This window comes from Rickettsiella massiliensis 20B (genome assembly GCF_000257395.1).
In the GTDB taxonomy this organism is placed as follows: Bacteria; Pseudomonadota; Gammaproteobacteria; order Diplorickettsiales; family Diplorickettsiaceae; genus Diplorickettsia; species Diplorickettsia massiliensis.
In genome coordinates, this window is sequence record NZ_AJGC01000002.1 from 301,626 (window position 1) to 313,995 (window position 12,370).

Annotated in this window: 22 protein-coding genes and 3 pseudogenes; 24 read left to right on the top strand and 1 reads right to left on the bottom strand. The window is 42.8% G+C overall.

The window, feature by feature from the left end:
- The first annotated feature begins 10 nt into the window (after positions 1–10).
- From rplB to rplQ, 24 genes and pseudogenes are all read left to right on the top strand, one after another.
- Complete coding sequence (gene rplB / locus S3O_RS0107240) at positions 11–838, top strand: 50S ribosomal protein L2 (protein ID WP_010598416.1); 828 nt, start codon at positions 11–13, stop codon at positions 836–838.
- A gap of 21 nt (positions 839–859) precedes the next feature.
- Positions 860–1,153: a 30S ribosomal protein S19 gene (rpsS, locus tag S3O_RS0107245; RefSeq protein ID WP_010598417.1), complete on the top strand. Its 294-nt coding sequence runs from the start codon at positions 860–862 to the stop codon at positions 1,151–1,153.
- Between the two features lie 19 nt (positions 1,154–1,172).
- Complete coding sequence (gene rplV / locus S3O_RS0107250; RefSeq protein ID WP_010598418.1) at positions 1,173–1,517, top strand: 50S ribosomal protein L22; 345 nt, start codon at positions 1,173–1,175, stop codon at positions 1,515–1,517.
- Positions 1,517–2,117, top strand: a pseudogene (rpsC, locus tag S3O_RS12085) (30S ribosomal protein S3); the annotation flags it as partial. The gene rplV and the pseudogene rpsC, both read left to right, overlap by 1 nt.
- 200 nt (positions 2,118–2,317) lie before the next feature.
- Positions 2,318–2,731, top strand: a complete 414-nt coding sequence (rplP, locus tag S3O_RS0107260; protein WP_010598421.1) for a 50S ribosomal protein L16 — start codon at positions 2,318–2,320, stop codon at positions 2,729–2,731.
- The gene (gene rpmC / locus S3O_RS0107265) at positions 2,731–2,931 is read left to right on the top strand and encodes a 50S ribosomal protein L29 (protein WP_010598422.1); all 201 of its coding nucleotides are present in this window, start codon (positions 2,731–2,733) and stop codon (positions 2,929–2,931) included. Before rplP ends, rpmC begins: the two co-directional genes overlap by 1 nt.
- A complete protein-coding gene (rpsQ, locus tag S3O_RS0107270; RefSeq protein ID WP_010598423.1) occupies positions 2,928–3,233 on the top strand; it encodes a 30S ribosomal protein S17 in 306 nt (101 codons plus the stop codon). The genes rpmC and rpsQ overlap by 4 nt, the downstream gene beginning before the upstream one ends.
- Complete coding sequence (rplN, locus tag S3O_RS0107275; RefSeq protein ID WP_010598424.1) at positions 3,230–3,598, top strand: 50S ribosomal protein L14; 369 nt, start codon at positions 3,230–3,232, stop codon at positions 3,596–3,598. The genes rpsQ and rplN overlap by 4 nt, the downstream gene beginning before the upstream one ends.
- Positions 3,599–3,611: 13 nt before the next feature.
- Positions 3,612–3,932, top strand: a complete 321-nt coding sequence (rplX, locus tag S3O_RS0107280; RefSeq protein WP_010598425.1) for a 50S ribosomal protein L24 — start codon at positions 3,612–3,614, stop codon at positions 3,930–3,932.
- Positions 3,933–3,946: 14 nt separating this feature from the next.
- A pseudogene (gene rplE, locus S3O_RS0107285) lies at positions 3,947–4,446 on the top strand (50S ribosomal protein L5).
- A gap of 102 nt (positions 4,447–4,548) precedes the next feature.
- Entirely contained in the window at positions 4,549–4,758 is a 210-nt protein-coding gene (gene rpsN, locus S3O_RS14285; protein WP_010598428.1) for a 30S ribosomal protein S14, read from the top strand.
- Between the two features lie 17 nt (positions 4,759–4,775).
- A complete protein-coding gene (gene rpsH, locus S3O_RS0107295) occupies positions 4,776–5,165 on the top strand; it encodes a 30S ribosomal protein S8 (RefSeq protein WP_456238852.1) in 390 nt (129 codons plus the stop codon).
- Between the two features lie 19 nt (positions 5,166–5,184).
- Complete coding sequence (gene rplF / locus S3O_RS0107300) at positions 5,185–5,715, top strand: 50S ribosomal protein L6 (RefSeq protein ID WP_010598430.1); 531 nt, start codon at positions 5,185–5,187, stop codon at positions 5,713–5,715.
- 19 nt (positions 5,716–5,734) lie between these two features.
- Positions 5,735–6,097, top strand: coding sequence for a 50S ribosomal protein L18 (gene rplR / locus S3O_RS0107305; RefSeq protein WP_010598431.1), 363 nt, complete (start codon positions 5,735–5,737; stop codon positions 6,095–6,097).
- 17 nt (positions 6,098–6,114) lie between these two features.
- Complete coding sequence (rpsE, locus tag S3O_RS0107310; protein WP_010598432.1) at positions 6,115–6,618, top strand: 30S ribosomal protein S5; 504 nt, start codon at positions 6,115–6,117, stop codon at positions 6,616–6,618.
- A 23-nt stretch (positions 6,619–6,641) separates the two neighbouring features.
- On the top strand, positions 6,642–6,827 hold the full coding sequence (rpmD, locus tag S3O_RS0107315) for a 50S ribosomal protein L30 (RefSeq protein ID WP_010598433.1): 186 nt from the start codon (positions 6,642–6,644) through the stop codon (positions 6,825–6,827).
- 5 nt (positions 6,828–6,832) lie between these two features.
- A complete protein-coding gene (rplO, locus tag S3O_RS0107320) occupies positions 6,833–7,267 on the top strand; it encodes a 50S ribosomal protein L15 (RefSeq protein ID WP_010598434.1) in 435 nt (144 codons plus the stop codon).
- Positions 7,268–8,614, top strand: a complete 1,347-nt coding sequence (secY, locus tag S3O_RS0107325) for a preprotein translocase subunit SecY (protein WP_010598435.1) — start codon at positions 7,268–7,270, stop codon at positions 8,612–8,614.
- 66 nt (positions 8,615–8,680) lie between these two features.
- Entirely contained in the window at positions 8,681–8,797 is a 117-nt protein-coding gene (gene rpmJ / locus S3O_RS16605; protein ID WP_010598436.1) for a 50S ribosomal protein L36, read from the top strand.
- A 160-nt stretch (positions 8,798–8,957) separates the two neighbouring features.
- Complete coding sequence (gene rpsM, locus S3O_RS0107330) at positions 8,958–9,317, top strand: 30S ribosomal protein S13 (RefSeq protein WP_010598437.1); 360 nt, start codon at positions 8,958–8,960, stop codon at positions 9,315–9,317.
- Between the two features lie 237 nt (positions 9,318–9,554).
- Positions 9,555–9,794 (top strand): annotated as a pseudogene (locus S3O_RS20695) (small ribosomal subunit protein uS11); the annotation flags it as partial.
- A 31-nt stretch (positions 9,795–9,825) separates the two neighbouring features.
- On the top strand, positions 9,826–10,416 hold the full coding sequence (gene rpsD, locus S3O_RS0107340) for a 30S ribosomal protein S4 (RefSeq protein ID WP_010598440.1): 591 nt from the start codon (positions 9,826–9,828) through the stop codon (positions 10,414–10,416).
- An 11-nt stretch (positions 10,417–10,427) separates the two neighbouring features.
- Positions 10,428–11,465: a DNA-directed RNA polymerase subunit alpha gene (locus tag S3O_RS0107345; RefSeq protein WP_010598441.1), complete on the top strand. Its 1,038-nt coding sequence runs from the start codon at positions 10,428–10,430 to the stop codon at positions 11,463–11,465.
- 20 nt (positions 11,466–11,485) lie between these two features.
- Positions 11,486–11,851: a 50S ribosomal protein L17 gene (gene rplQ, locus S3O_RS0107350; RefSeq protein ID WP_029463717.1), complete on the top strand. Its 366-nt coding sequence runs from the start codon at positions 11,486–11,488 to the stop codon at positions 11,849–11,851.
- A 76-nt stretch (positions 11,852–11,927) separates the two neighbouring features.
- Here the strand turns inward: rplQ and S3O_RS0107355 are convergent, their stop codons facing one another.
- Positions 11,928–12,263 carry an Hpt domain-containing protein gene (locus tag S3O_RS0107355; RefSeq protein ID WP_010598443.1) on the bottom strand — a complete coding sequence of 112 codons (336 nt, stop codon included), beginning with the start codon at positions 12,261–12,263 and terminating at the stop codon, positions 11,928–11,930.
- Between the last annotated feature and the right edge of the window lie 107 nt (positions 12,264–12,370).

Sequence of the window (12,370 nt, forward strand, 5' to 3'; positions counted from 1 at the left end):
AGTACCTACCATGCCGAGCCAAAAAACAAAACCGACTTCACCAGGTCGTCGATTCGTCGTCAAGATCACGCGAGAAGGTCTCCATAAAGGTAAACCTTTTGACCGGCTCATTGCGACCAAGTCTAAAAATGGTGGGCGTAATAACCATGGTCGAATTACGGTCCGACATCAGGGTGGCGGACATAAACAACGCTATCGTCTGATTGATTTTAAACGCAATAAAGATGGTATTCGTGGACGTGTTGAGCGAATTGAATACGATCCCAATCGTACGGCGCATATTGCGTTAGTGCTTTATGCCGACGGCGAACGTCGCTACATTTTAGCGCCGCAATCCATTAAAGTCGGGCAAGAAATTATTTCTGGATCGGACGCACCGATCAAACCAGGGAATGCTTTACCTTTACTGAATATTCCAGTGGGAACGATTGTCCATGCTTTAGAAATGAAGCCTGGAAAAGGCGCTCAGTTAGCGCGCAGCGCCGGTGCGTATGTTCAGATTGTTGCACGGGAAGGAGAGTATGCTACTATACGCCTCCGCTCGGGTGAATTAAGAAAAGTTCCCGTTGAATGTAAAGCCTCCATTGGTGTTGTGAGTAACAACGACCATAATTTGCGTTCGCTCGGTAAAGCCGGTGCGTCACGTTGGCGAGGTATCCGACCCACCGTGCGTGGGGTTGCGATGAACCCGGTTGATCACCCTCATGGGGGGGGGGAAGGAAAAACATCCGGAGGACGTCATCCCGTCAGTCCGTGGGGAACGCCAGCGAAAGGGTATAAGACACGCCACAACCAGCGTAATGCAAAGCTGATTGTTCAGCGGCGTAAGAAAAAGTAATTAATTGGTGAGGTAACTTAAGTGCCACGTTCAATAAAAAAAGGTCCATTTGTCGATGTACATTTGTTAAAGAAAGTACAAACAACGCAAAGTGCATCAATTAAGCGTCCGATTAAGACTTGGTCAAGACGCTCGATGATATTGCCTGATATGATAGGATGCACAATCGCTGTGCATAATGGGCGGGATTTTGTTCCCGTTTATGTCACCGAAAATATGGTTGGACATAAACTGGGTGAGTTCTCTATCACACGAACCTTTAAGGGGCATCGTGCGGGAGATAAAAAGACGAAAGGCGCAGACGATAAAAAATAGTTTAATGAGGTAAATTTACGTGGAAGTCGCAGCACATTTAAAATACGCGAGATTATCGCCGCAAAAATGCCGTTTGGTCGCAGACCAAATTCGCGGTATGGAAGTGGGTAAGGCGCTACAGATACTGAAATTTAGTATCAAAAAAAATGCAAAAGTGATTAAAAAAGTATTAGAATCTGCGATTGCTAACGCGGAGCACAATCAAGGTGCGGATGTAGATAGTCTGAAAATTGCTGCAATTTATGTCGATCAAGGGCCAACCCTGAAGCGAATGCATGCACGTGCGAAAGGACGTAGTAATCGTATTCTTAAACCGACAAGTCATATAACGATAAGAGTGTCTGATAATGGGGGTAAGCGCTAATGGGTCATAAAGTTAACCCGGTCGGAATTCGCCTAAATATTACGCGTACTTCCACAGCAAAATGGTATGCGAAAGCAAAAGATTACGCCAATTATCTTATTTTAGATTTAAAAGCACGTGCGCTGATTGAAAAAACCTTGTTACAAGCCGGCGTCTCTTCAATTCAAATTGAACGACCCGCTAAAATGGCCAAAAATTACAATTGTCATTGGTAAAAAAGGTGAGTACATCGAGCAGTTAAAAAATAAACTAGAAAAACTGATGGGTGTTGCAGTAAAACTTTCCGTTGTCGAAGTCAAGAAACCAGAATTAGATGCTAAGTTAGTCGCTGAAAATATTGCGCAACAATTAGAACGTCGGGTTATGTTTCGGCGTGCGATGAAACGTTCTGTACAATCGTCGCTACGTTTAGGTGCGAAGGGGATCAAAATTGCCGTTTCAGGTCGCTTAGGCGGTGCAGAAATTGCGCGTACGGAATGTTATCAAGAAGGCAGTGTTCCGCTGCATACGTTTCGTGCAGACATTGATTATAGTTTAGCCGAAGCACAAACAACGTATGGAAAGATTGGTGTTAAAGTTTGGATTTATAAAGGTGAAGTGTTTGATCGTTCGCGGATTAGCTTTAGAGACGAAAGTGAACAAAAAGGTAAACCCAATTACGCGAATGAAAAAGAGCAAAAGCCTTATAATAATCGCCGTCGGGCGCCGTACCGTGGTGGAAAGTCGTCCGTGACCTCCGACTCAGGACAAGAAAAGCGTTAAATTTTATTAAGAACTAAAGAGCTTATTGGGAAGAATTTATGTTACAGCCCAAACGAACGAAATATAGAAAACAATTTAAAGGTCGTAATCGTGGTGTTGCCTCCAGAGGGATGGATGTTAATTTTGGGCAATTTGGCTTAAAAGCCACGGCAGCTGGTTTTATTACTTCGCGTCAAATCGAGGCGGCACGTCGTGCTTTGACTCGACATATTAAGCGGGGTGGTAAAGTGTGGATTCGGATTTTCCCAGATAAGCCGATTACGAAAAAACCTTTAGAAGTTCGACAAGGTAAAGGAAAAGGGAGTGTTGAGTATTGGGTGGCTGTGATTCAGCCTGGAAAAATTTTATTTGAAATGGAAGGAATTTCTCCAGAGCTTGCGCAAGCGGCTTTAAAATTAGCTGCGGCGAAATTACCGATTAAAACCAACTTTGTAACCCGGACGGTATTGTAATGATGAAAGCAAAAGAAATTCGGCAGATGTCGATTGACAATTTAAAAGAAGAAATTTATCAGACGGGAAGAGAGCAATTTAATCTTAAAATTCAACACTCTACCCGTCAGCTCACAGCAACCCATCAAATCAAAGTTGCACGCAGAAAATTAGCAAGATTGTTAACTGTTTTAAATGAAAAAGTAGGCCATAAAGCATGAGTCAGACCACAAAAGTAAAGCGAACACTCACCGGACGTGTGGTAAGCGACAAAATGGATAAAACCATTAATGTTTACATCGAACGTAGAGTTAAGCACCCTAAATACGGTAAATACCTAAAGCGTAGTACTAAATTATTGGTTCATGATCCAGAAAATCAAGGAAAAGAAGGCGATCAGGTTGTGATCGTTGAATCTCGTCCTGTTTCTAAACGAAAAGCATGGACCTTATTAAAAGTGGTCGATAAAACAGCAATCCCTTCTATTGAATCAGAAGTGGTGGTATCTGGAGAAGCGCTATGATTATGATGCAATCAGAGCTAGATGTTGCCGATAATAGTGGTGCACGTCGAGTCGTCTGTATCAAAGTGTTAGGTGGTTCAAAGCGCCGTTACGCGGGAGTGGGTGACATCATTCGTGTGAGTGTCAAAGAAGCCGTTCCTCGCGGAAAAGTAAAAAAAGGGGACGTTTGTTTTGCGGTCGTGGTTCGAACGCGCAAAGGAGTTCGTCGTGCAGATGGCAGTGTTCTGCGTTGTGATTCCAACGCATGTATTTTACTCTCTGCGCAAAAGCAGCCGATTGGTTCACGTGTTTTTGGACCGATTCCGCGTGAATTACGTACAGACCAATTTATGAAAATCATTTCCTTAGCGGCTGAAGTACTTTAAAAGAGAGAATACTATGCACAAAATTAAAAAAGGCGATATGGTGATTGCGCTGACGGGAAAAGATAAAGGAAAGCAAGGTAAAGTGCTGCGTATTTTGCCAACGAAAAACCGTGCGGTGGTGGAAGGGATTAATTGCGTAAAAAAACACGTTAAACCGAATCCCCAAAAAAATATAACGGGCGGAATTGTTACGCAAGAGGCCAGTATTCATTTAAGCAATATTGCACTTTATAATCCCGTAACGAAAAAAGCGGATAAGGTTCGGATCAAAGTGCACAACGATGGAAGCCGTGCCCGCGTATTTAAATCCAACGACGAATTAGTCGATATCTAATTTTAGGTGAGTTGATGGCCAGATTAAAAAAACAGTATGCAAGCAATGTTCTGCCAAAATTGACAGAAGAATTCGCTTACAAAAGCAAGATGGAAGTTCCACTCATCAAAATAACCCTCAACATGGGTGTGGGCGAAGCAGTGACCAATAAGAAAGTGATCGAATCGGCCGTAAATGATATGATGTTGATTGCCGGACAAAAACCGGTCGTGACCCTGGCTAAAAAATCGCATGCTGGGTTTAAAATTCGTGACGGATGTATGAGTTTTTAGACAGGCTCATTCAAGTCGCTATTCCGCGAATCCGTGACTTTCGTGGTTTCAGTCCACGCTCTTTCGATGGTCGAGGCAATTATAGTCTTGGAATTCGAGAACAAATCGTGTTTCCGGAGATTAAATACGATACAATTGATGCAATTCGGGGGATGGATATTACCATCACGACTTCAGCGAAAACCGATAAGGAAGCCTTAGCATTGCTTTCGGCTCTTGATTTTCCTTTTAAAGAGAATTAGAACATATGGCTAAAAAAAGCGTAATAATGCGCCAGCTTAAGCGCGAACAAATTGTAGAAAAATACGCAAAAAAGCGTACTGAACTTAAAACCGTAATAATGAGTGTTTCATTCTACAGATGAAGAGCGTTGGGATGCTCAACAAGCATTACAAAAGTTACCTCGGGACTCTGCTCCGGTTCGACTTCGCAACCGTTGCCGGCTCACTGGACGACCACGAGGTGTTTATCGCCAGTTTGGTTTATCCCGAAGCATGTTACGTCTTTATGCCATGAAGGGCGATCTTCCTGGAATTGTGAAATCGAGCTGGTAGGTAAAAAATTTATGAGTATGCAAGATCCAATATCCGACATGTTTGTGCGGATTAAAAATGCCCAAGCAGTGGCGAAACCTTCTGTTTCCATGCCGGCTTCTAAGATAAAATTAGCAATTGCTAAATTGTTGAAGGATGAGGGTTATATTCAAGATTATCAATGTGAGCAAGCAGGTGTGAAGTCTGTGTTGACGATCACCTTAAAATACCACTTAGATAAACCTGTCATTGCTTCACTCAAGCGCGTCAGTCGTCCTGGATTACGTATTTATCGACCCGTTGAACGGCTTCCTAAAGTGTTAGGTGGGTTAGGGATTGCTATTGTATCAACCTCGAAAGGATTGATGACAGACAAGCAAGCCACGGCATTGGGCCAGGGTGGTGAAGTGATTGCTACGGTTGAATAATTTATAAAGAAAGGTTTTTATGTCAAGAGTCGCAAAAAATCCAATACACCTCGGTCCAGCCGAGATCTCAATCGATGGCCAAATGTTGAGCGTAACAGGCAAAAAAGGGGTACTCAATCTTAAGTTTGATCCACGCGTCAAGCTTGAGTTGGCAGATAAAGTATTGCAAGTTATGCCAGCCGATGAATCTCGTGAAGCCGATGCCTTAGCGGGAACGACGCGCGCAAATGTCGCGAATGCGGTGACCGGAGTTGTTGAGGGTTTTAAGAAAACATTACAACTGATTGGTGTCGGTTATCGTGCGTTAGTGCAAGGTAAAAAATTAAATTTAACGCTCGGTTTTTCGCATCCAGTGGTTTACGATATTCCTGAAGGAATCACTATTACGGCACCGAGTGCGACAGAAATTGTTGTAGAAGGTTCTGATAAACGTCTGGTTGGGCAAGTTGCGGCAGAAATTCGTCGTTATCGTCCACCTGAGCCTTATAAAGGAAAAGGCGTTCGTTATTCAGATGAAGTCATTAAACTTAAAGAAACGAAGAAAAAATAATTCTAGAGGTATTTACCGCATGGTAGACAAGAAGTTAAAGCAGCGGCGCAGAGCGGTCAAAACCCGAGCTAAAATTAAACAGCTAGGTGTTCCCCGTTTGTCTGTAGGCCGTACTCTGAAGCACCTGTACGCACAAATTATTATTGCGGGCCCTAAAGGGGATCAAGTACTGGCTAGCGCGTCTACGCTGGAAAAATCCTTAAAATCAAGTGGCGCGGTGGCACGTAATGTGAAATCAGCGACTATTTTAGGGGAAGCGATTGCGCAGAGAGCATTAGCAGCGGGTGTTAAGCACGTTGCATTCGATCGTTCTGGTTTTAAGTATCATGGTTGCGTTAAGGCGCTGGCAGAAGCTGCACGTGCAGGCGGACTGCCCTTTTAATTGAGTAAGGTTATTCGATGAGTTTTGATCAAACAACGAAAAGCGACGGTTTACAAGAAAAATTAGTAGCCGTTAATCGCCATGCTAAAGTCGTCAAAGGCGGACGTATTTTCAGTTTTGCCGCATGTGTCGTCGTAGGCGATGGAAAAGGCCGTGTCGGTTTTAGTAAACGTCCTGCCCGGGAAGTGTCGGTCGCGATGCAAAAAGCACTTGAAAAAGCGCGCCGCGATATGCTTCATATTGAACTCAATAATCATACGGTTTTTCATAAAATCGAAGCGCGGCATGGTGCGACAAAAGTCATCATTCTTCCTGCGGTAGAAGGAACCGGTATTATTGCCGGAGGCCCAATGCGCGCTATTTTTGAAGTTGTTGGGATTAAAAACGTCATTGCGAAGATTATTGGGTCTTCCAATCGAATTAATGTGGTGCGCGCGACGTTAAAAGCATTACACCAAATGACAACGCCGGAGATGATTGCTGATAAGCGTGGTAAGTCATTAAAAGAAATTGTTGAATAACCTCATTTGCTGAGTAATAACGCATGTCTGATAAAAAATTACGTTTAACTTTAAAGAAAAGTATCTCGGGTAGATTGCCACGTCATATAGAGACTGTGAAGACGCTCGGTTTGCGACGCATTAATCAAGTGATTGATGTGAAAGACAATTCCTCGATTCGTGGGATGGTCAACCAAGTGTCTTATTTACTCAAAGTTGAGGAGATTTAATTCTTATGTATTTAAATACAATAAAACCCGCACCGGGTGCAAAAACTGCACCGAAGCGTCTTGGACGAGGTATTGGCTCCGGCTTGGGTAAAACCAGTGGACGTGGTCATAAAGGGCAACATGCTCGCGCCGGTGGATTTCATAAACTTGGTTTTGAAGGGGGGCAATCACCTTTACAACGCCGTTTACCTAAATTTGGGTTTACACCGATTCGTGACAATACTCACCAAGTGTTTCGCCTCGATTTCTTGAATAAAGTAGAAGGCGATTTAGTCAGTATTGAATCACTCAAAGCGGCAAAGCTGGTTAAAGCAAGCGTCCAAACGATTAAGCTGATTAATACCGGTACGTTAACGAAGAAAATCACGGTAAAAGGTTTGAAAGTTTCTAAGGGAGCACGTGCTTCGATTGAAGCGCTCGGTGGTTGCGTAGAGGAATAAATGAATAAAGCCAGCCGTCGTCCGCTCACAGCTTCTATGCCCCCTAAAAAAGCGCAAAACGGCGGTATGTTTGAACTCAAGCGCCGTTTGCTGTTTGTTTTGTTAGCGATACTGGTTTATCGGATAGGTGCCCATGTCCCGGTCCCTGGGTTAGATCCAACGCGGCTTGCTGAATTATTTAGTCACCAAAGTAATGGCATATTAGGACTATTTAACATGTTTTCGGGCGGGGCACTTTCCCGATTTACCGTCTTTGCGCTAGGGCTTCTACCTTACATTTCGGTTTCTATTATTGTCCAGCTGTTAACGTCGGTTGTACCGACCTTAGAACAACTTAAAAAAGAGGGTGAGGCGGGCCGTCGTAAGATTAATCAATATACGCGCTATGGAACTGTCCTCCTGGCTACGGTCCAGTCTGTGGGCATGGCTAAGTGGCTTGTCAGTCACCAAGTCGTATTGAATCCAGGGTTATTTTTCTATTTTGTGGCCACAGTGACCCTCGTGACCGGAACTGTTTTTTTGATGTGGTTAGGCGAACAAATTACCGAGCGCGGCATTGGTAATGGAATATCCCTGATCATCTTTTCAGGTATTGTCTCTGCGATTGCGAAGTCTTTGGAACAGCTCCGACAAGGACAAATCCAGTTTTTGACTCTGATTTGTATTTTAGCGGTTACTTTGTTGGTGACCGCATTTGTTGTCTTTATGGAACGTGGACAGCGCCGTATTACGGTTAATTATCCGCAGCGCCAGCAAGGGCGTAAAGTGTTTAGTGCGCAAATGAGCCATTTGCCACTAAAAATCAATATGGCTGGTGTGATTCCGCCGATCTTTGCTTCGAGCATTATGATGTTGCCGGCCACCTTTGCGCAGTGGTTTTCGAATGTCAAAGGAATGGGTTGGTTATCAAAAGTCAGTTTTTGGCTTTCACCCGGACAATTACCTTATATTTTGCTATTTACAGCCGCGATAGTATTCTTTTCCTTCTTTTATACGGCCCTCGTGTTTAATCCACGAGAGACAGCCGATAATTTAAAGAAATCCGGTGCCTTTATCCCAGGGATACGTCCCGGTGAACAAAGTGCTCGTTATATTGACGCCACGATGACACGTTTAACTTTGGTAGGGTGTATCTACCTGGCGTTAGTGGCTCTCTTGCCTGAGTTTATGATTATGGCTTGGCACGTCCCCTTTTATTTTGGCGGGACCTCCTTGCTCATTATTGTGGTGGTGATTATGGACTTTATGGTCCAGGTTCAGTCATTATTGATGTCTCAGCAATATGAGTCTTTGTTGAGAAAAGCGAATTTAAAGGGTTTCTCTAAGAAGACATCCGGTTTACACTAGATTTTATCTTGATGGCTGTCGGTATGAAATAAACGCATGCTCCGGCCGCCTAATTTTGAGGTTATTATGAAAGTTAAAGCATCGATAAAAAAAATATGCAATCATTGCAAGATCATTAAACGTAAAGGTTGCTTACGAGTTATCTGCTCAGCGGAAGCGCGCCATAAACAGCGTCAAGGGTAGGAGTTCGTTGGTTTTCTCTTTCATCGTTTGAGGGTAATAAAATCACCTGCGGCATGCTGTTTGAAGTCAAGTCTGCTGTTGATTTTTTGGTAGGAGTAAGATACCCTACTGCGCCTTCTGATACATCTTCTAATTATATTATAAGGGTTTGGAGTTAAAAATGGCTCGAATAGCCGGTGTCAATATACCAGTCAATAAACATGTGGTCATAGGCCTAACGGCTATCTATGGTCTAGGACGTTCCCGTGCTCAAAAAATTTGTGTCACGCTTGGAATTCCTCCCGAAACAAAGGTTAAAGACCTTCTCGACACTCAACTCGAGGCGATTCGTCAACAGTTGCTTAATTATAAGATAGAGGGTGATTTACGACGGGAAGTCGCAATTAGTATTAAGCGTTTAATGGATTTAGGGTGCTATCGAGGTATTCGACACCGAAGGAGTCTTCCAGTACGTGGTCAACGGACACGTACGAATGCGCGTACTCGAAAAGGCCCTCGCAAAATGATTCGCAAGGATTAGCTGCTCATGCTTAGGATATTATCCTCCAATTAACTGGATATTCAATTACTTATGTCAGATTATACTTCACACACGAGTCAGCCCACGATGGCTGATAAAGCTTCCTCCGGGCCTCTACGTAAACGTAAAGAAGTGATACCGGATGCTGTGGTTCATTTAACCACTTCATTTAACAATACTATTAATTTGCATTCGTAAAGGAGGCGATACTTTAGGTATCTCTTCAGCAGGCGCAAGGGGACAGCTTTTGCGGCGCGTGTGGCCTTTGAAAAAGCGATTGAACGCGCTTGTGAAAAATATCGAGCGAAGTACAAGCATAATTTGGGTCGTATTGAAGTTCGAATTAAAGGTCCAGGTCAAGGATCCGAGCAAGCAGTCATGGCGCTAAAAAATAAAGACATTGAAGTCACGCAAATTATCAACGTGACAGGTATTCCGCATAACGGTTGCCGTCCCCCTAAAAAACGTCGAGTTTAGATAAAAATATTCAACGGGAGTAATTAAATTAATGGCTAGATACCGAGGACCAACTTGTAAATTAGCACGTCGCTTAGGTACTGATTTACAACTTAAAAGTGGCATTCGTGCAATAAACAGTAAATGCAAGTTAGTAACACCTCCTGGTATGCATGGGGCAAAGCGTGGTCGTCTTTCCGACTACGGTGTGATGTTAAGACAAAAGCAATTAATTCGTCGTACCTATGGTGTTCTAGAGAAACAATTCCGTAATTACTATGCGAAAGCTTCCAAAGCCAAGGGCATTACCGGTGAAAATTTACTGAAATTGTTAGAGACGCGTTTAGATAACATCGTCTATCGTCTTGCTGCAACGCGCGCCGAAGCAAGACAACTCGTTTCACATCGTGCGATCAAAGTAAATGACCAAATTGTTAACATCCCTTCTTATGCCGTTGAAGTGGGTGATGTAATTGAAGTGGTTGAAAAATGTAAGTCTCAGACGCGTGTTCAGGCAGCATTACCAGCTTGGATTGATATTGATACCACGAAAATGCAGGGTATCATTAAATTGATTCCTGAACGAAGTGAGTTGCCTTCCGAGTTTAATGAAAGTCTAGTCGTTGAATATTACTCCAAGTAAGCAGGTAAACTATGTTGACGAATGTTAAAAAGTTTTTGACGCCTCAGACCATTGATGTGCATACCCTCTCCCCAAATAGGGCGTTGATTACCTTGCAACCCTTTGAGGCGGGATTTGGTCATACGTTAGGTAATAATCTGCGTCGTGTACTTCTTTCTTCGATGCCAGGTTGTGCGGTCGTTGAAGTGAAAATTGAAAACGTGCTTCATGAATATAGTTCTTTAGATGGCGTTCAAGAAGATATTATTGACATTTTGCTCAATTTGAAAAACGTTGCATTTGTGATTCACGAACGAGATGAAGTGACACTTGAGTTATCAAAAAATACCGTGGGCCCGGTTCTTGCTGGGGATATTAGTTTGCCACATGATGTTGAAGTCAAAAACCCAGACTTTGTGATTGCGCATCTAACCAAGCCTAATCCATTTAAAATGACACTGAAAGTCGCACGAGGACGTGGTTATCAACCTGCTTCCTTACGTAAAAATGATGAATATCACAGCAGTGAAGTGGGCGCGCTACAATTAGACGCACGTTTTAATCCAATTCTACGCGTAACCTACTCTGTTGAAAATGCACGGGTTGAACAACGTACCGATTTAGATAAATTGGTGATTGATCTAGAAACAAACGGTACGATTGAGCCAGAAGAAGCGATACGTCGTGCGGCGACGATTATCCAAGAACAATTATCGACTTTCGTTGAATTGAAAAAAGAAGCCGAGCCTGAATTAGTTGAGCCGGATGCCGACTTTAATCCCATCTTATTGCTTCCAGTGGATGAATTAGAGTTAACGGTGAGAGCGGCTAACTGCTTAAAGGCCGAGCATCTTTACTTGATTTGTGATTTAGTACAAAAAACGGAACAAGAGCTGTTATCCACTCCGAACTTAGGTAAAGTTTCGTTATGGGAAATTAAAACAGCATTACAAAAACGTGGCCTATCTTTAGGCATGGAGATTCCTGCTCAACATCTTTTGCCGCAAAAAAAGACAGAAGATGAAAATACGGTGAGCAGAGAATCAGATGAAGAGATTAATAAAAATTAATGTAGAGGCTTAGTGCGATTATGCGTCATCTTAATTCAGGTCGAAGATTAGGGCGGACATCCAGCCACAGGCAAGCGATGTTTCGTAATATGACTTCGTCGTTACTTAAACAAGAAATGATTTGTACGACATTGGCTAAGGCAAAAGAACTACGCCGTGTGGCTGAGCCTTTAATTACGTTAGCGAAAGTAGATGGCGTGGCACGCCGCCGCCTTGTTTTTGATCGCTTACGTGATAAAGAAGCCGTTTCAACACTCTTTGGTGTGATTGCCCCGCGTTTTAAACAACGTCCCGGTGGCTATCTTCGTATTTTAAAATGTGGTTACCGTGAGGGTGATAAAGCGCCGATGGCGATTGTTGAACTGGTTGAACGTACAAACGATTAATTGTTTCTGATCTTCAAACCATGGTTCCATCACTAGAAAAGCGATGAACGACTAATTGTTTTTCTAGTGATAAAATCTAATTCAACTTTTCTAATTCAGTCAACACCCGCTCAATTTCTTGATTGAGATGATCCAGTTCTTTCTGACGGAATAATCCATTTTTGATTGAGCTGTTTAATGTAATCAGGCTGGCTTTCAACTGGGTTAAGCGACAATAAATACAAGAAGAAGACAATTTATGAAGCAATTGATTCAATTTTTCTTTTTGTTTTAAATCGAATGCTTTATTTATACTCTTTTGTAAACTAGGAAGTTCTTTGCGAAGTAAATTGAGTATTTGTCGTGAGAGCGGGGAAGCATTTTTCTCAGGGTCGATATCAATGATGGATCGATTAATCGAGTCAGAAGTCATAATTTGTTTCTCGAAAAGTAGGCAAGAAATAAAGCTATTATAGAGTGGATTTAGTTTTTAGTTAATCTTGAATCAATCGATTAATCTATTGATTACTCTTCGCGTAC

What these genes read in the sequence shown, in the direction of transcription:
- rplQ (WP_029463717.1), top strand. Translation starts at nt 11,486, where the DNA reads ATGCGTCATCTTAATTCAGGTCGAAGATTAGGGCGGACATCCAGCCAC.
- rpmC (WP_010598422.1), top strand. Translation starts at nt 2,731, where the DNA reads ATGATGAAAGCAAAAGAAATTCGGCAGATGTCGATTGACAATTTAAAA.
- rpsQ (WP_010598423.1), top strand. Translation starts at nt 2,928, where the DNA reads ATGAGTCAGACCACAAAAGTAAAGCGAACACTCACCGGACGTGTGGTA.
- rpmD (WP_010598433.1), top strand. Translation starts at nt 6,642, where the DNA reads ATGTCTGATAAAAAATTACGTTTAACTTTAAAGAAAAGTATCTCGGGT.
- S3O_RS0107355 (WP_010598443.1), bottom strand. Translation starts at nt 12,263, where the DNA reads ATGACTTCTGACTCGATTAATCGATCCATCATTGATATCGACCCTGAG.
- rplO (WP_010598434.1), top strand. Translation starts at nt 6,833, where the DNA reads ATGTATTTAAATACAATAAAACCCGCACCGGGTGCAAAAACTGCACCG.
- rplB (WP_010598416.1), top strand. Translation starts at nt 11, where the DNA reads ATGCCGAGCCAAAAAACAAAACCGACTTCACCAGGTCGTCGATTCGTC.
- rplN (WP_010598424.1), top strand. Translation starts at nt 3,230, where the DNA reads ATGATTATGATGCAATCAGAGCTAGATGTTGCCGATAATAGTGGTGCA.
- rplX (WP_010598425.1), top strand. Translation starts at nt 3,612, where the DNA reads ATGCACAAAATTAAAAAAGGCGATATGGTGATTGCGCTGACGGGAAAA.
- rpsE (WP_010598432.1), top strand. Translation starts at nt 6,115, where the DNA reads ATGAGTTTTGATCAAACAACGAAAAGCGACGGTTTACAAGAAAAATTA.
- rpsH (WP_456238852.1), top strand. Translation starts at nt 4,776, where the DNA reads ATGCAAGATCCAATATCCGACATGTTTGTGCGGATTAAAAATGCCCAA.
- rpmJ (WP_010598436.1), top strand. Translation starts at nt 8,681, where the DNA reads ATGAAAGTTAAAGCATCGATAAAAAAAATATGCAATCATTGCAAGATC.
- S3O_RS0107345 (WP_010598441.1), top strand. Translation starts at nt 10,428, where the DNA reads ATGTTGACGAATGTTAAAAAGTTTTTGACGCCTCAGACCATTGATGTG.
- rpsM (WP_010598437.1), top strand. Translation starts at nt 8,958, where the DNA reads ATGGCTCGAATAGCCGGTGTCAATATACCAGTCAATAAACATGTGGTC.
- rplR (WP_010598431.1), top strand. Translation starts at nt 5,735, where the DNA reads ATGGTAGACAAGAAGTTAAAGCAGCGGCGCAGAGCGGTCAAAACCCGA.
- rplF (WP_010598430.1), top strand. Translation starts at nt 5,185, where the DNA reads ATGTCAAGAGTCGCAAAAAATCCAATACACCTCGGTCCAGCCGAGATC.
- rplP (WP_010598421.1), top strand. Translation starts at nt 2,318, where the DNA reads ATGTTACAGCCCAAACGAACGAAATATAGAAAACAATTTAAAGGTCGT.
- secY (WP_010598435.1), top strand. Translation starts at nt 7,268, where the DNA reads ATGAATAAAGCCAGCCGTCGTCCGCTCACAGCTTCTATGCCCCCTAAA.
- rpsD (WP_010598440.1), top strand. Translation starts at nt 9,826, where the DNA reads ATGGCTAGATACCGAGGACCAACTTGTAAATTAGCACGTCGCTTAGGT.